This window comes from Pedobacter sp. AC190, from assembly GCF_979258025.1.
The window spans coordinates 645,411-668,545 of record NZ_OZ409824.1; the positions used below are offsets into that span (position 1 = coordinate 645,411).

The following is a 23,135-nucleotide window of genomic DNA, read 5'->3' on the forward strand; positions in this document are numbered from 1 at the left end:
TTACGCTCGTGAAAGTATTTTTCAAATTATGCTTATTGGCATTAACCTGTCTTATCTTTACCTCATCTTGTAAAAAAGAAATCAATTATCATCCTGAATGGAATACCTCATCAATGAGTGCAAAAATTGATGGTATTTTATTAGAATGCACCCTAGCTACAGCTCAATTTTATAATGTTGGGGCACAAACAACTGCTCAGATTTCTGGTCTTAAAGGAACAAGTGGTTTTACCTTAATGATAAATGATTTTAAAGGGGTTGGCACTTATAATGTTGCCGATAATAATATCGCAACATATCTTTCTGGCAATACAGGCCCATCAGAATCGTATATGGCAAACTCTATCGGAACAATAAAGATTACGAGTTATACCGATCAAAACATAATTACTGGCACATTCGAATTTAAAGGCGAAAATCCATCAAACTCAACAACAAAAAACATTACTGAAGGACAATTTAGCATAAGTTTAGTACCTGTTAAACTTCCAGAAACAAACAATAGTACAAATAACTTAAGTGCTAAGGTAGATGGAGTTTTAACTGGTTTTACTGGCGAAGCAGTGCAAATTAACGTCCCTCTTCTTGGTAATGTGCTAACAATAACAAGTATTAACGGCGATAAACGTATAATAATAGGAATTATTGGCTACAAGGGTGTTGGCACTTATAATTTAGCAAGTGATGGAACTGGCGGTTATATGAAAGATCAAACAGCAACTGGCTCATTTTCATCAGACAGTGGTACTTTAATAATTACCAGTGATGCAAATAATAAGTTGAAAGGAACCTTTGCATTTAAAGCCCCAAATGATGATAGTTCGATAAAAACATCGGTAAATATTACTGAGGGAACTTTTGATTTACCTTTCAGTAAAAAATAAGGCTATACTTTTAACCAGATTTGCTCAAATTCACGGGCCAGATCTGGTTAAAATTATTGTATTTTCAATTATATCAATCGATTGAATTTAACCGTTTGACCTAAAACACACAAAGAACATAGAATTGAAATATTAATGATTTGGAAATAATTAAATTTGAGTTAACCAAATTTATACTATGAATCAGATCAAATTATTTTTCGTTGTCACTATTTTTCTGTGTTCTTCTTTTATTGCTATTGCACAAACCAAAAAGACTAAATTCAAAGTAATTGCCTTTTATACTGCAAAAAACGACTTAGCGCATATTAGTTTTGTGCACGAAGCTAATAAGCAGTTTCCAGAAATGGCCTGTAAAAATAATTTCGGATATGATTCTACCTCGAACTGGAATAATTTAAACGCAGAATTTCTTTCTAAGTACCAAGTGGTGCTTTTTTTGGATACAAGACCAGAAAAACCCGAACAAAGAGCCGCATTTCAAAAATATATGGAAAACGGAGGTGCGTGGCTAGGCTTCCATTTTTCTGCTTTTGCTTTAGAAAAATCAGCTTATGACATGAATTGGGATTGGTACCACAACACATTTTTAGGTTCTGGTGGTTATGGTAGTAATACATGGCGACCAACATCTGCCATTTTAAGGCTCGAGGATAAGAAACACCCAGTAACTAAGAACCTTCCAAATACATTCAAATCGCAACCCAACGAATGGTATCGCTGGCAAAATGATTTAACTAAAAATCCAGATATTAAAATTTTAATAGCCATCGATTCAACAAGTTTTCCATTAGGAACTGGGCCAAAACAACATGAAATATGGAAAAGTGGTTACTACCCTGTAGTTTGGAGCAATAAAAACTATAAAATGGTTTATGTAAACATGGGCCATAACGATATGGATTATGAACATAAATACGATAATACAAACAAAACATTATCCTTTACTTTTGATAATGAAATTCAAAATAAAATGATTTTGAATAGTTTAATTTGGTTGGGTACAGGTAAAAAAATAAAGTAATCATTAATTTATCCATCATCGGGTTTATATTTGATGAATACGCAAAATTATAGATGAAAATTCCACAGAAATTCTTTGCTCGTCAACATGAAATTGCAGCCGATTATTTAAAAGAATTGGATAAGCACCTTGATGACATCGTTTCGGGCAGAGCAACAGAGATGTTTGAGGTTCGAGATTTTGCTGCTCTGTTATTTGTACATCCAACACATTTCAGTAACACGATTAAATCGGCAACAGGCCATTCCCCATGTTTTTTCTTCGAAGAGCGTTTAATGGAAATTTCAAAATCGATGTTGCAAAATGTAAGCACACCAATTTCTGAAATCGCCCGAATTTTAACCTACGATCCATCAAACTTCACCAAGTTTTTTAAACACTTTGAAGGCAAAACGCCAAAGCAATATCGCGAAGAATACTTCAATTCGTTAACAAAAAAGGAAACTGTCACCATATAAAACTTAAGTACTCACCATTTTTCCTTAACGTATCACCATTTTGATCACTACTTTCCATTTAACTTTGTTTATCAAATTAAAAGAAAATGGAAAAACAAAATAAAATAGTATTGGTAACTGGCGGTAGTCGCGGTTTAGGCAAAAATGCAGCAACACACTTAGCAAAAAAAGGTTTTGATGTACTTTTAACTTATCAATCGAAAAAAGATGATGCAGATGAAACTGTTAGAGAATTAAAAGCAATTGGTGTTAATGCAGCGGCTTTACAGTTAGATGTAGCAGATAGCAAAACATTTGATTCTTTTTTTGAAGAAGTGAAAACAGTCTTAAAATCTGTTTTTAATGCAGAAAAATTCGACTATTTGGTTAATAATGCAGGAGTTGGAATTTATAATTCATTTGCAGAAACTACGGAAGAACAATTCGATACTTTAGTAAACATTCAATTTAAAGGAGCATTTTTTTTAACTCAAAGAGCATTGGCTCTTTTAAATGATGGTGGTGGCATTGTTAATATTTCGAGTGGATTGGCTCGTTTTGCTTTACCAGGTTATGCGGCTTATGCATCGATGAAAGGCGCCATGGAAACGCTTACAAAATATCAGGCTAAAGAATTAGGTGCACGCGGGATAAATGTAAACATCGTTGCACCTGGCGCAATAGAAACAGATTTTGGTGGAGGTGCGGTTCGCGATAATGAACAATTAAATAAAATGATAGCATCGCAAACTGCTTTGGGCCGCGTTGGTTTACCAGATGACATTGGTGGCGTAGTAGCCTTTTTATGTACAGAAGACGCAAAATGGATTAATGCACAACGCATTGAAGCATCAGGTGGTATGTTTTTATAATTTTAGCCACGGAAGCAAAGAAAATTAGATTAATAACGCTCGGTCGGTTAATCACCGCCCGAGAGTTTGAAATGTCAATTGTATTAGAACTCGGAATGACTAATCTAAGTTTAATTCCCATACCAATCGTGCTGATTGACACGAGTAATCTGAGCCTTTCCAATTTCTGTTAAATATCTTTTCGCACTAACTAAGGTTTTATACTCACGCTCATCATAATTTGAAGCTGTTGGTAATAAGCTGCTAATTTTAACCATTCCAGCTGATTGAATAAATTCGCCGTTTCCCATGTATATCGCGGTATGCGTTACTCTTCCGCCCATATTACCGCGAAGTTTAGCTGCAGCAAAAAAAAGCAAATCGCCAGCTTTTAAATTTTTCAAACATTTATCAAGACTTGTAGAATCTCCTTCCAATACGTCAACGTCTACGCCTACTAAAGCCTGTTGAGAGGCATCTCTTGGAATCACAACCCCATTTAAAAAGTAACTGGTTTTAGTAAATCCACTACAATCTACCCCTTTCACCGATGTTCCGCCCCACAAATACGGAACACCAATTAGTGTTTTAGCCGTTTTGAGAATTGCCTCAGCGTCAGGATTTGGCTTCTTCTGCCATTCTGAGAACAACTTAGCATCCGTTTTCTTAATATACCCAATTCTCTTATCAGGAAAACTTACTTTGTAAAAACCTTTTTCCTCACTTGTTAAAACCAAAATATTGCCCTTAACCAAATCAGAAACTCGAATAGAATTTACATCAGGCTTACTAAAAGCATGACCAAAATCTTCTAAATAAATTATTCGTGTGGATTTTTTCCAGGCATCAAATTCTTGCTTGTTCATTAAACTAACTGCGGTTCCATCGGTATAAGATAAATAACCATCAGGTGTGCGAACCAAATAATAACCGCTTTGTTTTTTCAAAACTTCAACAGGCGTTCCTAAAATCATTTGCGTCATCATTTCGGCTGCATTTTGTGGCGCAGCCCGATTGTTGCAAACAGAAAGATTTGCCAATCCATACTCAAGTCCGTTTAGATTTTTAGCAGGCAATAACGAATTTACCTTTGTATAACCTGTAACGCCTGAAACTTGTTTATCTAAAGCAGCCAAAGCTTCTGCCGAAGTACTTTCTACAAAAATACTATCACCCTTAAATTGTGTATTAAAGTAAATAGACCTCTTATCTGGAGCATATTCCTTTTTTATTTGATTGAAAACATTTTTGAAACTTGCCGTATCAATTTGCGCCTTTACTGCAATGGAAATTAAAAAAAAGCAGAACAGAATAATTGGTTTTTTCATAGTTTTTAACAAAAATTAAAAATACTAATAATACTTTTCACCACCTGTAACTAATTGCTTACCGAGCTTAATTCCAGTTAAATTTTAAAATCTAAAAATAAATAATTTTAAAAGGCGTTATCCATAAAATGCCAAACATGTACCGTCCAATTTCTATCTTCATTTTCCTTTTGTTTAACACGGGCATTGCTTTAGGGCAAAATTGGACAGATGCCGAATTTAAAAAAGCCAATACAGCCGTAAACGCTGATTACTTAACTAATGAAGAAAAAAATGTTGTTTTGTACATGAACCTCATCCGCCTCGATGGCGAAAAATTTTATTACACCTTTTTAGAAGATTACATTAATAATTACAATTCAAAAGTTAGGCAATATAGAAATTACAACGAGTTAAAAATCGCACGCAATAACTCCTATTATTTATCCTTATTAAAACATGTTAAAGGCGTAAAAAACCTTCCAATGTTTTATCCTGATGAAAAACTAACATCATTAAGCCGAAGCCATGCAATAGATTTAAACCGAAATAATTTAGAATCGCATGATAGTAGTAATGGTGATAAGTTTTCGAAACGCCTCGCTAAAGACTTCCCAAACAAGACAATGAGTGAAAACATAGATTTTGGCTTTTCTAACAGCCTAGATATCGTATGTCATTTACTGTTAGATTGCGGCGTTCCAACACTTGGGCATAGGTTTAATCTTCTAGATCAAAAAAATAAACTAAACACGGTTGGCGTTAGTCTTCAGCCTCATCCATCCTATAGTTGGTGCGCTGTAATAGATTATGTTTCGCAACCTACTTTTTACACCAACAATCGCTAAAAATTCTTAAATTTAATTTATACTTTTTTGAGCTAGAACATATCAATAATATCTATGTTGAAATAGATAATAACAGTTTGCTTTAGCGATTAAATAACCTCAATTTTATAGCAACATAATAAAACATAAACTATGAGCGAAAAGAAAAAACTTACTTCAGCATCGGGCATACCGTATGCAAGTAATGAAGATAGTATGACAGCTGGTCCACGCGGCCCGATATTAATTCAAGATTTCATTCTCCATGAAAAAATGGCTCATTTTAATCGTGAGCGCATACCTGAACGCGTTGTGCATGCTAAAGGTTCTGGCGCTTACGGCACTTTTACGGTTACTCACGATATTACAAAGTACACAAAGGCTAAACTTTTTTCTGAAATTGGAAAGCAAACCAAAACATTTTTGCGTTTCTCTACCGTAGGTGGTGAAAAAGGTTCTGCAGATAGCGAACGCGATCCTCGTGGTTTTGCATTGAAATTTTACACAGAAGATGGTAACTGGGATTTAGTTGGAAATAACACCCCCGTTTTCTTTGTAAAAGACCCTAAAAAATTTGGCGACTTTATTCATACCCAAAAGAGAGATCCCCAAACCAATATGAAAAGCCCAACTATGATGTGGGATTTTTGGAGTTTAAATCCCGAAAGTTTACATCAGGTTTTAATTTTAATGAGCGATAGAGGAACACCATTCTCTTACCGCCACATGGATGGTTTTGGTAGTCATACATTTTCTTTTTACAATGCAAAAGATGAGCGCTTTTATGTAAAGTTTCATTTTAAAACAAAACAGGGCATTCAAAATTTTACAAATGACGAAGCTGTGGATATGAAGTCGCAAGACCCAGATCATTCGCAACGCGATTTGTTTGAATCGATTGAAAGAGGCGAATTTCCAAAATGGACATTAAAAGTTCAAATTATGCCTTTCGCAGATGCAAAAACTTACCATTTAAACCCTTTCGATTTAACTAAAGTTTGGCCACATGGCGATTATCCTTTAATCGAAGTTGGAGAATTGGAATTAAACGAAAACCCTGACAATTATTACGCACACGTAGAACAGGCCGCTTTTGCACCTGCACACGTGGTTGATGGAATTTATTACTCTCCTGATAAAATGCTTCAAGGTCGTATTTTATCTTACCCCGATGCACAACGTTATCGTTTGGGTGGTAATTACGAACAAATTCCAGTAAACCGTTGTCCTTTTATGACAAATAATTATCAACGCGATGGCTTAATGGCTGTAAATGGCAATGGTGGTTCTAATCCGAATTATTTCCCAAATAGCTTCGACGATATCGAGGTTGACGAAAGTTATAAGCAACCAGCATGGCCGTTAGATTCGCTTATGGCAGATCAATACGATAGAAACGCTGAAGGTGAAAACGACCATTACACGCAACCAGGAAATCTGTTTAGATTAATGGATCCTGAAGCTAAAAAGAATACAATTGCAAATATTGTTGGCGCAATGGGCGGTATAAATGGCGTTAAAAAAGACGAAATTGTTAATCGCCAGCTTTGCCACTGGTTTAGAGCCGATATGAATTTAGGTTTAGGCATTGCAAAAGGACTTGATTTAAATCTCGATAAGGCAATGGAGGGCATGGTTCATGCAGATCCTACGCATAAAGCAACAAACAATTAATTTTTAAATATGAAAAGTCCTGATTTTAAAATCAGGACTTTTTTGTTTTCTATCTAAAATAAATATTTTAAAAAATTACCTTTGCAGGCTTAGGTACAAATAATGCGCAAATTAATTTTAGCAATAATAGATTTTTTTCACCCGCCGTTTAAAAAATATATTTCATTACACAATTTCAGGTATTTAGCAACAGGTGGCGGCACCTTGTTATTAGGTATATTAAGTTATTACTTTGCCTACTTTTTTATATTTAAAACTGAAGAAGTAAATTTTGGCTTAATTGTAGTTCAGCGAGAAACTGCATCATTATTTGTAGATTATTTAGTCGCAATTCCGACCAGTTTTTTACTTAATAAATATGTAATATTTACCCATAGTAAGCTAAAAGGGCGTGTTCAGTTTTTCAGGTTTTTAAACCTCCAAATCATTAATATCCTGGCCAACTACGTATTGTTAAAATTTTTACTCGAGCTTTTAAGAGATTATCCAACCTTAGCCATGTTATCTAGAATTGCCGTTTCTGTTTTAATGGCGCTTTTTAGCTACATATACCAACACTATTTTACTTTTAGCGTGAAAAAAATTGGCGATAAAAAGCATTAATTTAATTTGAAAAGCAAGTTTCTAAGCTTTTAGGGTACAGCAGTCCCGCCTTCGTTTCAATCTTTTTTATCAATGTAATGCTGCGCTTGTCTAAGTACTGCACCAAAAAAAGTATTTCTCACTAAAGTCGGGTTTAGGTGGCTTACATTTGTAATTCTATTACCAGCTGGTTGCATATAACCCGTTTGTGGCTCAAAACTTTGTTTGTAAACGGGATGGCAGCGATATCTTTTTGGCTTTTGTTCTGAGCGAAGCCGAAGAACAGCCAAAAAATTTAGCGTACAGCCCGATTGAATTTTCCGATGAAATGCAAACAAACATTTTCTGATTATCGAAATTAAATTTCAAATAAAGCTTTTTAACCAAACATTTATCTCTACAAAACCTTTATTAATATACTCGGCCAATTTAAGCAGTTACTTTCTTGCTTACTTAAAATCAAGGCTGTAACTTAGTTGCCGACCAACTTATTTTCTTAATACCTATGAGCCATTTTAATGACTTTAATAATGCGCAGGTTGCAAAATTGCCTAACCATTTAAAGCAGTTTATTGTTGACCAGAATTACGAAAAATACACCCCAATAGATCAGGCGGTTTGGCGTTATGTTATGCGCCAAAATTATAGTTATCTTAAAAATGTTGCCTATTACCCATACATTAAAGGTTTACAAAGAGCTGGCTTAAGTATTGAGCATATTCCCGATTTGCAAACCATGAATGATAATTTGGGCAAAATTGGCTGGGGTGCCGTTACCGTTGATGGTTTTATTCCGCCCGCTGCTTTTATGGAGTATCAGGCTTACCGAGTTTTGGTTATTGCTGCTGATATTAGACAAATAAATCATATAGAATATACGCCTGCTCCAGATATTATTCATGAAAGCGCTGGCCATGCACCTATTATTGCCGATACCGATTACAATAATTATTTAAGTTATTTTGGCTCTATTGGCGCAAAAGCCATGTTTTCGGCCAAAGATTTTGAACTATATGAGGCCATTAGAAAACTTTCTATTTTAAAAGAATCGGCCGATGCGAATGAATACGATATCGTTAAAGCCGAAAAAGAGCTTCGTTTTATAAATGAAAACATGGGTGAACCATCAGAAATGGCTTTGCTTGGGCGTTTACATTGGTGGACTGTTGAATATGGCTTAATTGGCACGCTGGAAAATCCTAAAATTTATGGTGCAGGTTTATTATCGTCAATTGGCGAAAGTGCCAGTTGTATGAATACGGAAGTAGAAAAAATATGGTATAATAAAGACACCATCAATTATTCTTATGATATTACTAAAACTCAACCGCAGCTTTTTGTAACAGCCACCTTTCAAAATTTGATTGATGTTTTAGAAGAATTTGCTGATACAATGGCATTTAGAAAAGGTGGAACCGAGAGTATTATGAAAGCTATTGCTTGTAAAAACGTTGCTACGGCTGTTTATAGTTCGGGCTTGCAGGTAAGCGGAGTTTTTACAGATTTAGGCGTAAGCCCGACCGATCAAGTTACTTTTATTAAATCAACTGGGCCATCTGCTTTAGCATACCACAACAAACAATTAAATAATCATGGTAAAAATTACCATGCCGATGGTTTTTCTTCGCCTGTTGGCAAATTAAAAAGCGCTGAAAAACCTTTAGAAGATTTTACCAACGAAGAAATAAAAATGTTAGGTTATTCTTCAGGTGGCAGATCTCAATTGGTTTTCGAAAGTGGAATTACGGTTAATGGTAACGTTGAGAATATTTTGCGTGCAGATGGAAAAGCCATTTTAATCACTTTTAACGATTGTACTGTTACTGAAAGTAATGGAAATATTTTATTTAAACCCGAATGGGGCATTTACGATATGGCTGTTGGGGAAGAAATTATTTCGGTTTTTAATGGCGCTGCCGATAAAGATGCTTACGAAGAAATAACTTTAATTAGCGAAGCTAAAACGCATAAGATAACCTATGATGAGAAAATCATTAAATTGCATAATCTATATAAAGAGGTTAGAACGATACGAGAAAATGGCGAACATATTGATAAGCTAAGCTACATTTTCGAACAACTTAAAACTAACCATAGGCAAGATTGGCTTTGTGCACTTGAAATTTTAGAACTCGTTTATCACAAAAAAATCTATCATCAATTGGAAAAAGAAGTTCTTGTATATCTGGAGATTAAGGCAGGAAGAGAAGCTGAACATACAAAACTAATTAACGATGGTTTGCATGTAATTAAAAATCCAGTTAGCCAGTTAATTACAGAATAGTAAATTTGTGCAGATTCTGCTTATAAGAATCTATTTTTTTAAAAAAATTAAAATGAATATTATAATTACAGGCGCCAGTAGCGGAATTGGGTTTGAAACAGCTTTAGAGCTTAGTTTACAAAAGGATAATAAAATTGTAGCAATTGCCCGTTCTGCAGATAAATTGCATAAACTTTTAGAAATTGCCAAAGGCATTAACCCCGATTGTACACTTTTACCTGTAGAATTCGATATTGTAAATGATGACTATTCAGCTTTAATACCTTTCCTGAAAGAACGTTTAGGTACAATTGATATTTTAATAAATAATGCTGGATCTTTAATTAATAAACCTTTTTTAGAAACTACTGAGGAAGATTTAGGCGAAATGCTGCAAAGCAATGTAATCTCTCATTTCCGAATGATTAAAAATACTTTGCCCTTAATGCAGGTTGGTAGCCACATTGTTAACATTGGTAGCATGGGAGGATTTCAGGGAAGTGTTAAATTTCCAGGCTTATCAGCATATTCGGCTAGTAAAGCAGCACTACATACACTTACAGAGTGCTTAGCTTTTGAATTAGCCGAAACAGGCATCAAAATTAATTGCCTGGCCTTAGGTTCTGCTCAAACAGAAATGTTAGAAACTGCTTTTCCAGGTTATCAAAGTCCTGTAATGGCTTTTGAAATGGGTAAGTACGTAGCTGACTTTGCTAAAACAGCTCATAAATTTTTTAATGGGAAAATATTACCTGTAGCAGTTACTACACCGTAAAATAAAATGAATGATTTTATTTAAATTATGTGTTACTTAGAGTATTGATAATCAATAATCTAAAATTAAATCTATGGAAACAAATAACCCATTTCAACAAGCTCCACTTACTGCAGAAGATGGAAAAACAGCAAGTATAGTCAGCTATCTTACAATTATTGGCTGGCTGATTTCGTATTTCGCCTTACATAAAGACAAGAAAACCTCGCTAGGAAGTTTTCATCTTAGACAATCTCTTTTAATAAATTTGATTTATATCGGTTTAAATATAATTCAAAGAGTGGTACTAATTGCTACTGCATCAACCACTTTGTATTATTTATTTTCGATAATATATTTAGTTCTGTTTATTCTTTGGCTAATTGGTTTAATTGGAGCAATTCAGGCTCAGAAAAAACCTATTCCGCTGATTGGAGAGCAAGCTCAGACCTTATTTCCAGGTATTTAATTACTGAAAAAAATATTTCAAAAAAGAGCCCAGGTTTTACCTGGGTCTTTTTTGTTTTAACTGGTTTTCAACATTTTAATGCGCTTAAAATATTTTCCATATCTTTGGCGCCAACATATGAAGAAAATATTAATTATAATTTCGTTTTTCATTTTGTCTGCAACTGCAGGAAAAGCACAAACAGTCATACCTGCACAATATCAGGAATTGGTTAAAAAACTAACAGCAAATCTTCCAAAAAGCGCTGAAGAATCAATTAAAAAGACAGAAAATACAAATTCCGAAACACTTATCGATTTTGCAAAAAGTATGCTCGGCATCCGTTATCGTTATGCTACTAGCAACCCTAAAATCGGTTTCGATTGTTCGGGTTTTGTAAGTTATGTTTTCAGTAATTTTGGCTTCAAAGTTCCACGTTCATCAAGAGAATTTAGCGGAACTGGGAAAGAAACAACTTTAGAAAATGCTAAAGTTGGCGATGTATTAATTTTTACTGGAAGTAATTCGAAAGTGCGACGAGTTGGCCACGTTGGGATCGTATATTCGATAGATGATGATGGAATTAAATTCATTCACGCATCGTCAGGAAAAACACATAGCGTTACCATTACACCACTTAATGGCCATTACAGAACTCGTTTTATGAAAATTGTAAGTATAATTTAGTATCTACTTTTTTATATATTTCCACATTCTCTGTTTTCCTTCTCCAATCCATTCTACTGCTGTATCTAAACGTTTTTGTTTGGTAGCCTCAGTTTTGGCTTCTTCTAGCCAATTTACATATTCACGCTTATTAGATTCGCTAAAATTTTGAAAAACACCTAAAGCTTTAGGATCTTCCTGCAAGGCATCAATAAAATATTTAGGGACTACAAGAGTAGGTTTTTCTGGTGCTTTTGGCTTAGGAGGTAACTTTATGCCATCTTCATTCAACTTAATTGCTTCAATTATATAGGCAATAAGAATTTCGTCTGCTGGTAAATCTTTAAAAGATGTTATTTTACCCAACGAACCCATTGCATTGCTTCTATCTTTAAAAAGATTATACTCATCTTTCATTAATGAACCTTTCCAAAAACCAAAAGCACAATGATTTTTAAACGAAGCAAAATGACAAACTGGGCCTTTTAACTCGAAAAAAGGCATACTCCATTTCATTTTTTCTTCTATTCGAGCATCTGCCTTATGTACTAAATTACGTAAGTGCTCCAAAATAGGGATTGCAAATTCTGCTGAATTTATAATATATTGATCAACCTGAACAATGGTATGCATGGCCGTATTTTTTAATAAATTTAAAGCAAAACAATCTTTAATGCAAGTTCTACCTCGCCTTGATCAAGAAAAATTTTAGCAAGTTCGTGCAATTCTCTTTCCCTATTGGTTACATCGCCAATTGTTGCATCCAAAACCTCTTTAACCTGTGGATTTAAGCTAATTAAATCAACTTCTTCATCGCTGGGCAAATACTCTACATTACCAAGCATACCCAAATCGTTACCCGTTAAAACTTTAGATAAACGAACAGATTGAGGTAAAGCATTTACCCCTATTCCAAGTTTCGCCAATGGTTTGGCTACTTTAAAAAGATTATCTTCTGTAACTCTGCAGTACCAATCGCCGCCTAAACGAGCAACCAAATCTATTTTTTGCTGATCGATTTTGCCACTGGAATCTAATATGTTTTCGTTAATATGAATGAGTTTTATTTCTGCCAAAATTAAATTTCCTGCGCCATGATTATCACCTAACGGAATCACTTGATTTACAACACACTCAAACTGAACTGGCGCTTCGGCAACTCGTGGTGGTTTTACAATATCCGATTTCAACATGGTAAAACCTGCTTTTTCAAACTCATTTACCCCTTTTGCATATTCGGTACTGGCTAAACTCATTTGCTGCACCATATCGTAATTAACAATATTGATAACACATTCTTTAACTTCTAATACGTTTTGTAAAGTATGTTTTGTTGTATTATCGCGAACACGCCTTGCTGGAGAAAAAACGCAAATTGGTGGTTTAGTGCTAAACATATTGAAGAAACTGAAAGGACTTAAATTAATATTTCCTTCAGCATCGATAGTAGATGCAAAGCAAATTGGCCGCGGCGCAATAGCATACTGCAAATAATCCTGTAATTGAACAGCTGTTAAATCTTCGGTTTTTAGGGTTAACACGATAATATTTATTAAAAATTTAGTATTAAGAAAATCGATGGCAGAAGCTACTTTTTATTGTCAGTCCCGCCATACGCATTATCTTTTTTGATAAAAGTTGTTGCTAAACAACAGTTAGTACTCCAGAAAAGGATAATCGCTGCTGTCGGGTTTATTATAGCAAGGTAAACCTAAGTAATTTAAACCTGACAGCAGCGAACACGGAATGTAATGAAGTAAAGCGAATGGCAGGGCTTTCTAAACCAATGAAAACCGAAGCCTGCTTTTCAAATTATATTATTTTTTCAAAGCCAGGATGGAAAAATCGGTATCGGCTTTGGTAATATTATTAGTTAAAGCACCTAAACCAGTAATTTCCATTTCAACAACATCGCCCGGTTGCAACCATTGTGTTTTGTAATTTGGATCGTTTAGTAAGCCAGTACCATTAAGTTCTAAAAAGCAACCTGTACCAACCGTACCCGAACCAATTACGTCGCCAGGAAGAATATCTACGCCGTAAGCACAGCGCTCTATAATTTCTGCAAAAGTCCAGTCCATATCTGCAGTGTTACCTTTAGATACTTCGATGCCGTTTACGCGACAAGTCATTTTCAAATCGTACGCATTACCTGTATGACCAGCTTTCGTGGCAACTTTATACTGCTCCAATTCATCTGGTGTTACCAACCAAGGGCCAATAACGGTAGAAAAATCTTTTCCTTTTGCAGGGCCCAGATTTAACAACATTTCTTCCATTTGAAGCGTTCTGGCACTCATATCATTCATTACCATATAACCAGCAATGTATTCATCTGCTTCGGCAGCTTTAATATTTCGGCCTTTTTTACCAATAACAACTGCTACTTCCAGTTCGAAATCAAGCTTTTCAAAGTGATCAGGCATACATTCGATTTCGCCAGTACCTTGAATAGCATTGTGGTTAGTAAAATAAAAAATCGGGTATTCATCGAATTGAGGGATCATATCGACTTTACGATTACGGCGAGCAGCTGCTACGTGTTGCCTAAAAGCATATCCATCTCTACAACTGGTTGGGTGCGGAACTGGTGCTAAAAGTTCGTAAAAAATTTCTTCTTTAGCCTGCAAGCTTTCATCCTTAATTTGTAAATCAACCTTTTTTGCTCTTTCCATTAGCACTTCCCCACCTTGCAAAAATTCGTTCATGTTATCTGGAAGCAACTTATCGCAACTATTTAAATTATAGATATGACCGTTTATGTAAACGCCAAGATGCTCTCTGTCTTCTGTTTTGTACGATACTAATTTCATATATCATTTGGTTAAAATACATGGTAAAGCTAATAATTAGCTTAAGAATTAAAACAATAATTTAAAATTTATTGAAATCTAAAAAATTTAATCTTTTAAATAAATTGCTTACTTTAGCTGCATCAAAACCATGATTTTAAAAGCATTACATATCAATTTAGTGAACGACGCCATTGCTGCACGTCGCTATAAAATGCTATCTAAATTAATCATGGCTCAATATTCTCTGTAATTTCTTTTACTATTCCTTTTAATTGAAACGCATTGTCGTTTTAATTGTTTATTCAATAAGATTTTTTCCTAACCAAAAAATAATTAATATGCCTGTTTATCATAAATTGGGGCAAATTCCTGCAAAGCGACATACGGTTTTTCGCAAACCTGATGGAAAATTATATGCAGAAGAATTGGTATCAACCGAAGGTTTTTCGAGTCTTTATTCGCTGGTTTACCACTGCCACCCGCCTACTATTGTAAAACATTTAGGTGAGCCTTATAATGTTGAGCCAAAAATTGCCCGAGAAAAACACCTTAAACATACCAGCTTAATTGGTTTTAAAATTAAGCCTGAAGATGATTTTTTAAAAAGCCGTAAACCTGTTTTGGTTAACAGCGATTTACATATTGTTTTGGCTGCGCCAAGAAAATCGATGACTGATTATTTCTATAAAAATAGTCAGGCTGATGAGATGATTTTTGTGCACGAAGGTTCAGGCAAACTAAAGACTGGCTTTGGAGAAATCAAATTTGGCTATGGCGATTATTTGATTATTCCTCGCGGTACAATTTACCAAATGGAGTTCGACAATGAAGATAACCGTTTGTTTATTGTAGAGAGTTTCAGCCCGTTAAGGCCACCAAAAAGATATTTAAACCAGTATGGTCAATTAATGGAACATTCGCCTTATTGCGAGCGCGATTTGAGATTGCCTGAAAATTTGCAAACGCATGATGAGTACGGTGATTTTAAAGTGCTTATAAAAAAACAAGGTTTAATTTATCCATACACATATGGTACCCATCCGTTCGATTACGTTGGCTGGGATGGTTACCATTATCCTTATGCATTTTCTATCCACGATTTTGAACCTATAACAGGTCGTTTACATCAACCACCACCTGTACATCAAACTTTCGAAGGACATAATTTTGTTGTTTGCTCTTTCGTTCCTCGTAAATATGATTATCATCCTGATTCTATTCCAGCACCTTACAATCACAGTAATGTAGATAGCGACGAAGTACTGTATTATGTCGATGGCGATTTCATGAGCCGTAAAAGTGTTGTAAAAGGCCAGATCACTTTACATCCAGGCGGAATCCCTCATGGCCCACACCCTGGAACGGTAGAAAAATCAATAGGAAAAGAAAAAACGGATGAATTAGCAGTAATGATCGATCCGTTTAAACCACTAATGTTAACGCAAGATGCCTTAGATATTGAAGATGAAAACTACCACAAAAGCTGGCAGGAAAACATAGAATAAATATCAGTATTAAACAGATTTAGGATTACAGCATTTAAAATAAAACACTTCAACTCCCAAAAGCATTTGGGATAAATATTACAATAACTATGAGCACACAAACATTCGCAGAAAAAATAGCAAAAGCACAAGATTTTCTGCCAATTAACGGAACAGATTATATAGAATTTTATGTGGGCAACGCCAAACAAGCGGCTCATTATTATAAAACGGCTTTTGGCTTTCAAAGTTTGGCTTATGCTGGCCCCGAAACTGGTGTACGCGACCGAGCTTCTTATGTTCTGCAACAAGGAAAAATCAGGTTAATTTTAACCACTGCATTAAAATCTGATCATCCAATTTCTGAACATGTAAAAAAACATGGCGATGGTGTAAAGGTTTTAGCCCTTTGGGTTGATGATGCTTACAGTGCATACGAAGAAACTACAAAACGCGGTGCAAAATCGTACATGGAGCCAAAAACAATAACCGACGACAATGGCGAAGTTAAAATGAGTGGCATTTACACTTATGGGGAAACCATCCACATGTTTATCGAGCGTAAAAACTACAATGGAACTTTTATGCCTGGTTATCGCGTTTGGGAAAGCGATTATAAACCAGCCGATGCAGGTCTTTTATACATCGACCATTGCGTAGGTAATGTAGGCTGGAACCGAATGAATGAAGCCGTTAAATGGTACGAGGAAGTAATGGGTTTCGTAAACATTTTATCTTTCGATGATAAGCAAATTAACACAGAATACTCTGCATTAATGAGTAAAGTAATGAGCAATGGAAATGGCTTTTCTAAGTTCCCGATTAATGAACCTGCAGAAGGTAAAAAGAAATCGCAGATTGAAGAATACTTAGAATATTATGAAGGCGAAGGTGTACAACATATTGCGGTTGCAACTAAAGACATTGTTAAAACAGTTAGAGAATTAAAATCGCGGGGAGTAGAGTTTTTAAGTGCGCCACCAGAAGCTTACTACGACATGATGCCACAACGGGTTGGTAAAATTGATGAAGAAATTGCTCTATTGGAAAGCTTGGGGATATTGGTTGATTGTGATGAAGAAGGATATTTACTACAAATTTTCACTAAACCTGTAGAAGATCGCCCAACGCTTTTTTTCGAAATTATTCAGCGTAAAGGCGCTCAAAGCTTTGGTGCAGGTAATTTTAAAGCGCTTTTCGAATCTTTAGAAAGAGAACAAGAATTAAGAGGAAACTTGTAGGACGAGTAAGATTGAGAAACTAAGGGAAATAAACAAAGATAAAAGAGCACAGGCCGCTTTTAGTGCCACGCATACTAATACTTCGCCTTTACCCCTTGTTTCTCTATTTAAAAATCTTCACTAAAACTTCATAATTGAAATGCACCTTTGAATAACAAAACACAAGAAGCGATTTCCGTTTTGTTAAATTCTAAAAACTCATAATTAGTTTTTTAGTTTTCCGGTTACCCTTATCTGATACCTCATGTATTGCAAAATACATGAGGTTTTTTAATTTTATTCGGCGCTTTCTTTTAGCATTTGATACAAATCAGTTGCCCCACCATCGAATTTCGTACCGTTAACATAAAATGATGGCGTTCCATTTACACCACTTCTAACACCACTTTCAAAATCGTTTTCGATTTTTTCTGCTAGTTCTTTTAGTAAAGAATCTTTTTGAAACTTATCTAAATCAAGATCAATTGTTTCTGCAAGTTCATCAAAAAGTGCTTCGCTTAGGCGATATTGGTTTTCAAAAAGTGCATCATGCATTTCCCAAAATTTGCCTTGCATTGCAGCTGCTTCTGCAGCTATTGCAGCAGGCAAAGCTAATTCGTGTGATGATTGCAAAGGAAAATTTCGGAAAACAAATTTTATCTGACTACCAAAACCATCCTCGATTTCTTTCATAATTGGATGTGCGTCTCCACAATGCGGGCATTGATAATCGCCAAACTCTACAATAGAAATAGCGGCAGAATCTGCGCCTTGAATATGATCTTGATTACTGATTTCGGGTTTTAATATACTCATGTTTCTATTTTTTATCTAATTCTTCAAGTGCGTCTAAAATTCCATCGGCGCCAGGATTTACGGCAGTTGGCGACAAATAACTCCAGGCAACTTTACCTTTTTTATCGATAACAAAAAGCGCTCTCTTGCATTCCCCAACTTCATCATCATAAACACCGTAGGCTTTAGAAACCGCTCCTTTTGGTTCAAAATCTGCCAGTAACGGAAAGTGTAAACTTCTATCCTTTTCGAACGCTAAATGACACCAAACACTATCTACAGAGATTCCGAAAATCTGCGCATCATGTTTTGTAAAATATTTTAGCATTTCATTATACAGTGCCATTTGGTCGCTGCAAACTGGACTCCAATCTGCTGGGTAGAAAGCAAGAATTACGTTTTTACCAAGAAAATCTTTAAGTTTTATTTTTTGATCAGGAGTAGCATTCAACTCAAAATCGGGTGCTGTAGCGCCTTTTTCTAACATAGTTTATCTTTTAATTTAGGCTAAAGAACTTCACCTAAGTGTTTATAATTCGATTTAATAGTATCGAATACTTCGCTCATTTTTCCACCAAGCATTAGTTTTGTCATAGAAACTGTCATACCTATTATTTGTTCCCATTCTATTTTTGGTGGCATGGCTAAAGCATTTGGATTGGTTAATATATTTAACAAAATTGGTCCATCATGGCTCATCGCATTTGCAATTGCATGCTCAACATCTTCTGGTTTCGAAACTGTAACACCTTTAAATCCCATTGCCTCAGCAACCAATGCAAAATCAGGATTTATCATATCCGTTTCGTTATCGGGTAAACCATCAACTTCCATTTCAAGTTTAACCATTCCCAGTGCCCTGTTATTAAACACAATAATTTTAATTGGCAAATTATATTGTTTAATTGTAGCCAAATCACCTAGCAACATCGAAAGTCCTCCATCGCCACAAAGCGCAATTACTTGCTGTTCTGGATGAGCAAGTGCGGCACCAATAGCCATCGGCATCGCGTTAGCCATTGAGCCATGATTAAAAGAACCTAACATTTTTCTTTTACCTGTTCCGTTAATAAATCTTGCACCCCAAACACAACACATTCCAGTATCAACTGTAAAAATTGCATCATTACTGCTTAACTTATCAATTGTATCGGCAACAAATTCTGGTTGTATTTTATTTTCCTCTCCTTGATCAGTAACATAATTCTGTTGTTGAGCTTTAACTTTTTCGTAGAATGCAAGTTGTGCATTTAAAAAGCTATCGTCTTCTTTATTATTAATTAATGGCAGTAATGCTGAAATAGAATCTTTAATATCTCCGCATAATCCCATGTGTAATTTCGCCCTTCTACCTAATCGTTCAGGATTTTCATCAATCTGAATAATTTTATTTTTCTCAGGCATAAAATTTTGGTAAGGAAAATCTGTTCCCAAAAGTAAAACCACATCCGATTCGTGCATACTATGATATGCTGATGGTTGTCCGAGCAATCCCGTCATTCCTATTTCGTAAGGATTTCCATATTGCATGCCCATTTTACCTCTAAAAGAAAAGCCTATTGGAGCCTTTAATTCTTTTGCCAAAGCTATAACCTCAGCATGAGCTTCTGCAGCGCCTATTCCGCAATAAATTGTTATTTTTTTACCTTCATTCAAACAGTCTGCAAGCAGCTGAAGCTCATTGTCTGATGGTCTGATTATAGGGTTACACTTAAACAGCTGCATTGAAGTTTCGCTTTCTACTGCATCTAGTTGTGCAACATCGCCAGGTAATCCAAAAACAGCAACGCCTTTTTTGGTTATCGCATGTTGAATAGCAGACTGAAACATTCTGGGCACTTGTTCTGCGGTAGTAGCTATTTGATTATAAGAACTACAGTCATCAAATAATTTTGTCGTATTGGTTTCCTGAAAATAATCCATACCAAATTGATTGGTATTAATCGTTGATGCAATGGCTATTACAGGAACATGAGAGCGATGTGCATCGTACAATCCGTTAATTAAATGAACATGCCCTGGTCCACAACTTCCTGCACAACAAGCTAAACCATCCAACTCAGCCTCTGCTGCTGCAGCGAAAGCACCAACTTCTTCATTTCTAACATGAATCCATTTTATTTTTCCATTTCTACGAACAGCATCATTAAAATAGTTTAAACTATCGCCTGTTACCGCATAAACTCTTTTTACACCTGCTTCAACCAGCATTTCAACTAATTGTTCTGCAACATTTTTAGCCATATATATTTCTTAAAGTTAAGATGGTTTGGACCTTGATTTAAATATTAATACTATTTATACTTTAATAACGATGGTATTGTTTGCTTTGAAATTACAGTATTTTGTAATTTTTGAAACTTTAGGTTTAGTATAGTATTTTAACCCAGTTTTTGTCTTTTAATTAAATAGGATTGAAGAATTGGATAGAAACCCTCATTTATGTCTGCATCAATTAAATCTATTTTATATTGAGCACATTTTAATGTAATTTGTTGCCTGTAAGCAGATACAGCATCCACATAATTTTCCTTTACCTGATTGGTGTGGACTTTAATTGTTTCGCCCGTTTCCATATCAATAAATTCATACGGTCTGTTTTCAAAATTAAAATCTACTTCTTTCGATAGATCAACTACGTTAAAAACAACTACTTCGTGCTTATTAAACTTTAAATGTTGTAAAGCATCAAAAAGTTCATCTGTTTTTTCAGGACTTGTTTGTGTATTAAATAAATCGCTGAACACGATGACTAATGAACGTTTATGGATTAATTCTGCAACTTGGTGTAACGCTTCGCTTAAGTTTGTTTGTGCATTTACTTTTGGCTTTTGAAGCAATTCCTCTAGCTGTGTAAATAAATATTTTTGGTGGACTGTTGTAGATTTCGCAGGCGAATTCATTAAAATCTCATCAGTAAATAAGCTCAACCCAAATGCGTCTCTTTGCTTTTTTAAGAGATACATTAGAGCAGCCGCAGCTTGAATAGAAAAAGTTAATTTATTATTTTTTGGTTCAGGAAAGTACATAGATGAAGAAACATCAATAACAAATTGACATCGTAGATTGGTTTCTTCTTCAAAGCGCTTGCTGTAAAGCTTGTCGGTTTTGGCGTATAATTTCCAGTCGATATTTTTTACATTATCGCCGTTATTATATTGGCGATGCTCGGCAAATTCTACAGAAAAACCATGAAACGGACTTTTGTGTAAACCTGTTATAAAACCTTCAACAACTTGCTGAGCGAGCAATTCTAAATTGCCAAAGTTGGTTTCATTTTCGTAATTTACTGCTGGCATAAAGTAAAGCTAACGAAAGATTTTTTAATAAACAGAATCTGTAAAAACAGTATCAATGCATTTAATTACTAAAATTATAATTCTAACAAGCTTAATTAATCAAAGAAGCCCCGAATTCTCCATCGAAATCGGGGCTTCTTTGATTCAGTTTTCAGGCTCACTTCTTGTCTATCTTATATAACTTACCATTATCGGTAACCAAATAAAAAGCACCATCTTTACCTTCTACCATATCTCGGAAACGCTCGCCTTTACCTTCTAAAAGTCTTTCTTCACCAACAATTTTATTATCCTTAATAACTAAACGGATAATGTGCGAACCACTTAAAGCGCCTACAAACAAATTACCTTTCCATTCTGCAATATGGTTGCTGTTGTAAAAAGCTATGCTACCAGGCGAAATACTTGGATTCCAAAAATACACGGGCTGCTCCATACCTTCTTTCTGCTGAATACCATCGCCAACTTTTTTACCACTATATTCAGTTCCATAGGTAATAATTGGCCAGCCATAATTTTTACCTGGTTTAATAATGTTTACTTCATCACCACCTTTTGGTCCAAATTCTGCTTCCCATAAATCGCCTGTTTGCGGATTGATTGCCAAACCATCAGGATTACGAAGTCCGTATGCGTAAATTTCAGGTTTCGCGTCTCCTTTACCTACAAACGGGCCGCCTGCAACTGGTTTACCATCTGTAGTTAAATGTAAAATTTTACCCAGTGAAGAGTTTAAGTATTGTGCCTGGATTCTGATATCAGAGCCTGAGCGTTCGCCAGTACTAACAAATAGATTTCCATTTTTATCAAAAACAATTCTCGAACCATATTGAAGTTTACCGCTATAAGCTGGTGTAGCACGATAGATTACAGTTTGATTTTCTATTGCAGTTTCATTTGCAGATAACTTACCTTTAGCAATTGCAAGCAAAGCACCTTTGCTCTGAGGCTCCGAGTAGGCGTAATAAACCATTCTGTTTTTAGCAAAATCTGGATCTAAAGTTACATCTAATAAGCCACCTTGTCCCGAATCATCAACCTGTGGCAAACCCACAATTTTACTTTTTAACTTCCCATCGGCAGAAAGTGTAACCATAGTTCCTTCTTTCTGTGTAATTAAAAAACCTCCATCAGGCATTACGGAAATTGCCCAAGGACGTTCCAGTTTATCATTTATAATAGAAATATTTAAAGGTGTAGCAGTTTTAACACTTGCAATACGTGTTTGGCCTGCAAAAGCAGGTTTGTAATCTGCCGAAGGTGTTCCAGTTTCTACAGGATTTTGTGCAGAAACTAAAGTAATTCCACCAATATTTAATAAACAACCAGCTAATATTAATTTGGATGTTTTGTTGTTGAACAGGTTCATAGTTATGATTTTGTTAGAAGAATAAAAGAACAAAAAAAAATTGTAATAAAAAACCCGAACTCTGTAACGAATTCGGGTGATATATTTTAATAAAGCGTTGTGCTTTAGTTTTTTGCTTTAAGCTAATTGCTTATTTAATTTTTCAGCTAATACTGATTTTGGAACAGCACCAACTTGTTTATCTACAACCTGACCATCTTTAAAGTACAATAAAGCTGGAATGTTACGGATACCAAACTGCATAGAAATTTGTGGGTTATTATCTACGTTTACTTTACCAACGATAGCTTTACCATCATATTCTTTCGCAATTTCCTCTACTACTGGACCAACCATGCGACAAGGGCCACACCATTCTGCCCAAAAATCTACTAATACGGGTTTATCTGACTTTAATACAAGCTCCTCGAAGTTTGCATCTGTGATTTCTAATGCCATAATTTATTTTTTTATATT

Annotated in this window: 23 protein-coding genes; 13 read left to right on the forward strand and 10 right to left on the reverse strand. The window is 35.1% G+C overall.

What is annotated here, in order from left to right:
• Positions 1–8 precede the first annotated feature (8 nt).
• The 4 genes from ACZZZI_RS02870 (at position 9) to ACZZZI_RS02885 (ending at position 3,217) form a co-directional block, all read left to right on the forward strand.
• A complete protein-coding gene (locus ACZZZI_RS02870) occupies positions 9–884 on the forward strand; it encodes a DUF6252 domain-containing protein (RefSeq protein ID WP_463488535.1) in 876 nt (291 codons plus the stop codon).
• Between the two features lie 178 nt (positions 885–1,062).
• Entirely contained in the window at positions 1,063–1,908 is an 846-nt protein-coding gene (locus ACZZZI_RS02875; RefSeq protein ID WP_316759248.1) for a ThuA domain-containing protein, read from the forward strand.
• 53 nt (positions 1,909–1,961) lie between these two features.
• Positions 1,962–2,366, forward strand: a complete 405-nt coding sequence (locus ACZZZI_RS02880; RefSeq protein WP_316759251.1) for a helix-turn-helix domain-containing protein — start codon at positions 1,962–1,964, stop codon at positions 2,364–2,366.
• Positions 2,367–2,452: 86 nt separating this feature from the next.
• Positions 2,453–3,217, forward strand: a complete 765-nt coding sequence (locus tag ACZZZI_RS02885; protein WP_316759253.1) for an SDR family NAD(P)-dependent oxidoreductase — start codon at positions 2,453–2,455, stop codon at positions 3,215–3,217.
• A gap of 110 nt (positions 3,218–3,327) precedes the next feature.
• Here the strand turns inward: ACZZZI_RS02885 and ACZZZI_RS02890 are convergent, their stop codons facing one another.
• Positions 3,328–4,524 carry an SH3 domain-containing C40 family peptidase gene (locus tag ACZZZI_RS02890; protein WP_316759257.1) on the reverse strand — a complete coding sequence of 399 codons (1,197 nt, stop codon included), beginning with the start codon at positions 4,522–4,524 and terminating at the stop codon, positions 3,328–3,330.
• A gap of 137 nt (positions 4,525–4,661) precedes the next feature.
• Between ACZZZI_RS02890 and ACZZZI_RS02895 the strand changes: the two genes are divergently transcribed.
• From ACZZZI_RS02895 to ACZZZI_RS02925, 7 genes are all read left to right on the forward strand, one after another.
• Complete coding sequence (locus ACZZZI_RS02895; protein ID WP_316759260.1) at positions 4,662–5,351, forward strand: CAP domain-containing protein; 690 nt, start codon at positions 4,662–4,664, stop codon at positions 5,349–5,351.
• Positions 5,352–5,483: 132 nt separating this feature from the next.
• The gene (locus ACZZZI_RS02900; RefSeq protein WP_316759263.1) at positions 5,484–7,004 is read left to right on the forward strand and encodes a catalase; all 1,521 of its coding nucleotides are present in this window, start codon (positions 5,484–5,486) and stop codon (positions 7,002–7,004) included.
• A 102-nt stretch (positions 7,005–7,106) separates the two neighbouring features.
• Positions 7,107–7,607, forward strand: a complete 501-nt coding sequence (locus tag ACZZZI_RS02905; protein ID WP_316759265.1) for a GtrA family protein — start codon at positions 7,107–7,109, stop codon at positions 7,605–7,607.
• A gap of 484 nt (positions 7,608–8,091) precedes the next feature.
• Positions 8,092–9,870, forward strand: a complete 1,779-nt coding sequence (locus ACZZZI_RS02910) for an aromatic amino acid hydroxylase (protein WP_463488536.1) — start codon at positions 8,092–8,094, stop codon at positions 9,868–9,870.
• 52 nt (positions 9,871–9,922) lie between these two features.
• Positions 9,923–10,624 (forward strand): SDR family oxidoreductase, encoded by a 702-nt coding sequence (locus tag ACZZZI_RS02915; protein ID WP_316759269.1) that lies wholly within the window; start codon positions 9,923–9,925, stop codon positions 10,622–10,624.
• 73 nt (positions 10,625–10,697) lie between these two features.
• Positions 10,698–11,072, forward strand: coding sequence for a DUF4870 domain-containing protein (locus ACZZZI_RS02920; protein WP_316759272.1), 375 nt, complete (start codon positions 10,698–10,700; stop codon positions 11,070–11,072).
• Between the two features lie 117 nt (positions 11,073–11,189).
• Positions 11,190–11,738 (forward strand): C40 family peptidase, encoded by a 549-nt coding sequence (locus tag ACZZZI_RS02925; protein ID WP_316759275.1) that lies wholly within the window; start codon positions 11,190–11,192, stop codon positions 11,736–11,738.
• Between the two features lie 3 nt (positions 11,739–11,741).
• On the opposite strand, the gene ACZZZI_RS02930 is transcribed toward ACZZZI_RS02925, so the two are convergent.
• The 3 genes from ACZZZI_RS02930 to ACZZZI_RS02940 form a co-directional block, all read right to left on the reverse strand.
• Positions 11,742–12,350, reverse strand: a complete 609-nt coding sequence (locus ACZZZI_RS02930; RefSeq protein WP_316759277.1) for a YdeI/OmpD-associated family protein — start codon at positions 12,348–12,350, stop codon at positions 11,742–11,744.
• 20 nt (positions 12,351–12,370) lie between these two features.
• Positions 12,371–13,258 carry a flavin reductase family protein gene (locus ACZZZI_RS02935; RefSeq protein ID WP_316759280.1) on the reverse strand — a complete coding sequence of 296 codons (888 nt, stop codon included), beginning with the start codon at positions 13,256–13,258 and terminating at the stop codon, positions 12,371–12,373.
• 276 nt (positions 13,259–13,534) lie between these two features.
• Complete coding sequence (locus ACZZZI_RS02940; RefSeq protein WP_316759283.1) at positions 13,535–14,530, reverse strand: fumarylacetoacetate hydrolase family protein; 996 nt, start codon at positions 14,528–14,530, stop codon at positions 13,535–13,537.
• Between the two features lie 320 nt (positions 14,531–14,850).
• Between ACZZZI_RS02940 and ACZZZI_RS02945 the strand changes: the two genes are divergently transcribed.
• Both ACZZZI_RS02945 and hppD read left to right on the forward strand, forming a co-directional pair.
• Complete coding sequence (locus ACZZZI_RS02945; protein ID WP_316759286.1) at positions 14,851–16,017, forward strand: homogentisate 1,2-dioxygenase; 1,167 nt, start codon at positions 14,851–14,853, stop codon at positions 16,015–16,017.
• 89 nt (positions 16,018–16,106) lie between these two features.
• A complete protein-coding gene (gene hppD, locus ACZZZI_RS02950; RefSeq protein ID WP_316759289.1) occupies positions 16,107–17,237 on the forward strand; it encodes a 4-hydroxyphenylpyruvate dioxygenase in 1,131 nt (376 codons plus the stop codon).
• Between the two features lie 276 nt (positions 17,238–17,513).
• Here the strand turns inward: hppD and ACZZZI_RS02955 are convergent, their stop codons facing one another.
• The 6 genes from ACZZZI_RS02955 to trxA all read right to left on the reverse strand — a co-directional run bounded on the left by ACZZZI_RS02955 (position 17,514) and on the right by trxA (position 23,117).
• On the reverse strand, positions 17,514–18,032 hold the full coding sequence (locus tag ACZZZI_RS02955; RefSeq protein ID WP_463488537.1) for a DsbA family protein: 519 nt from the start codon (positions 18,030–18,032) through the stop codon (positions 17,514–17,516).
• A gap of 4 nt (positions 18,033–18,036) precedes the next feature.
• Entirely contained in the window at positions 18,037–18,498 is a 462-nt protein-coding gene (locus ACZZZI_RS02960) for a redoxin domain-containing protein (RefSeq protein ID WP_316759295.1), read from the reverse strand.
• Positions 18,499–18,518: 20 nt separating this feature from the next.
• The gene (locus ACZZZI_RS02965; RefSeq protein ID WP_463488538.1) at positions 18,519–20,255 is read right to left on the reverse strand and encodes a thiamine pyrophosphate-dependent enzyme; all 1,737 of its coding nucleotides are present in this window, start codon (positions 20,253–20,255) and stop codon (positions 18,519–18,521) included.
• A gap of 137 nt (positions 20,256–20,392) precedes the next feature.
• Positions 20,393–21,310 (reverse strand): DUF58 domain-containing protein, encoded by a 918-nt coding sequence (locus tag ACZZZI_RS02970; RefSeq protein ID WP_316759300.1) that lies wholly within the window; start codon positions 21,308–21,310, stop codon positions 20,393–20,395.
• A 157-nt stretch (positions 21,311–21,467) separates the two neighbouring features.
• Positions 21,468–22,679: a PQQ-dependent sugar dehydrogenase gene (locus ACZZZI_RS02975; protein ID WP_316759303.1), complete on the reverse strand. Its 1,212-nt coding sequence runs from the start codon at positions 22,677–22,679 to the stop codon at positions 21,468–21,470.
• 117 nt (positions 22,680–22,796) lie between these two features.
• A complete protein-coding gene (gene trxA / locus ACZZZI_RS02980; protein ID WP_109923776.1) occupies positions 22,797–23,117 on the reverse strand; it encodes a thioredoxin in 321 nt (106 codons plus the stop codon).
• Positions 23,118–23,135 lie beyond the last annotated feature (18 nt).

What these genes read in the sequence shown, in the direction of transcription:
- ACZZZI_RS02945 (WP_316759286.1), top strand. Translation starts at nt 14,851, where the DNA reads ATGCCTGTTTATCATAAATTGGGGCAAATTCCTGCAAAGCGACATACG.
- ACZZZI_RS02955 (WP_463488537.1), bottom strand. Translation starts at nt 18,032, where the DNA reads ATGAGTATATTAAAACCCGAAATCAGTAATCAAGATCATATTCAAGGC.
- ACZZZI_RS02925 (WP_316759275.1), top strand. Translation starts at nt 11,190, where the DNA reads ATGAAGAAAATATTAATTATAATTTCGTTTTTCATTTTGTCTGCAACT.
- ACZZZI_RS02890 (WP_316759257.1), bottom strand. Translation starts at nt 4,524, where the DNA reads ATGAAAAAACCAATTATTCTGTTCTGCTTTTTTTTAATTTCCATTGCA.
- ACZZZI_RS02915 (WP_316759269.1), top strand. Translation starts at nt 9,923, where the DNA reads ATGAATATTATAATTACAGGCGCCAGTAGCGGAATTGGGTTTGAAACA.
- trxA (WP_109923776.1), bottom strand. Translation starts at nt 23,117, where the DNA reads ATGGCATTAGAAATCACAGATGCAAACTTCGAGGAGCTTGTATTAAAG.
- ACZZZI_RS02975 (WP_316759303.1), bottom strand. Translation starts at nt 22,679, where the DNA reads ATGAACCTGTTCAACAACAAAACATCCAAATTAATATTAGCTGGTTGT.
- ACZZZI_RS02895 (WP_316759260.1), top strand. Translation starts at nt 4,662, where the DNA reads ATGTACCGTCCAATTTCTATCTTCATTTTCCTTTTGTTTAACACGGGC.
- ACZZZI_RS02880 (WP_316759251.1), top strand. Translation starts at nt 1,962, where the DNA reads ATGAAAATTCCACAGAAATTCTTTGCTCGTCAACATGAAATTGCAGCC.
- ACZZZI_RS02905 (WP_316759265.1), top strand. Translation starts at nt 7,107, where the DNA reads ATGCGCAAATTAATTTTAGCAATAATAGATTTTTTTCACCCGCCGTTT.
- hppD (WP_316759289.1), top strand. Translation starts at nt 16,107, where the DNA reads ATGAGCACACAAACATTCGCAGAAAAAATAGCAAAAGCACAAGATTTT.
- ACZZZI_RS02900 (WP_316759263.1), top strand. Translation starts at nt 5,484, where the DNA reads ATGAGCGAAAAGAAAAAACTTACTTCAGCATCGGGCATACCGTATGCA.
- ACZZZI_RS02875 (WP_316759248.1), top strand. Translation starts at nt 1,063, where the DNA reads ATGAATCAGATCAAATTATTTTTCGTTGTCACTATTTTTCTGTGTTCT.
- ACZZZI_RS02920 (WP_316759272.1), top strand. Translation starts at nt 10,698, where the DNA reads ATGGAAACAAATAACCCATTTCAACAAGCTCCACTTACTGCAGAAGAT.
- ACZZZI_RS02940 (WP_316759283.1), bottom strand. Translation starts at nt 14,530, where the DNA reads ATGAAATTAGTATCGTACAAAACAGAAGACAGAGAGCATCTTGGCGTT.
- ACZZZI_RS02965 (WP_463488538.1), bottom strand. Translation starts at nt 20,255, where the DNA reads ATGGCTAAAAATGTTGCAGAACAATTAGTTGAAATGCTGGTTGAAGCA.
- ACZZZI_RS02960 (WP_316759295.1), bottom strand. Translation starts at nt 18,498, where the DNA reads ATGTTAGAAAAAGGCGCTACAGCACCCGATTTTGAGTTGAATGCTACT.
- ACZZZI_RS02910 (WP_463488536.1), top strand. Translation starts at nt 8,092, where the DNA reads ATGAGCCATTTTAATGACTTTAATAATGCGCAGGTTGCAAAATTGCCT.
- ACZZZI_RS02930 (WP_316759277.1), bottom strand. Translation starts at nt 12,350, where the DNA reads ATGCATACCATTGTTCAGGTTGATCAATATATTATAAATTCAGCAGAA.
- ACZZZI_RS02885 (WP_316759253.1), top strand. Translation starts at nt 2,453, where the DNA reads ATGGAAAAACAAAATAAAATAGTATTGGTAACTGGCGGTAGTCGCGGT.
- ACZZZI_RS02970 (WP_316759300.1), bottom strand. Translation starts at nt 21,310, where the DNA reads ATGCCAGCAGTAAATTACGAAAATGAAACCAACTTTGGCAATTTAGAA.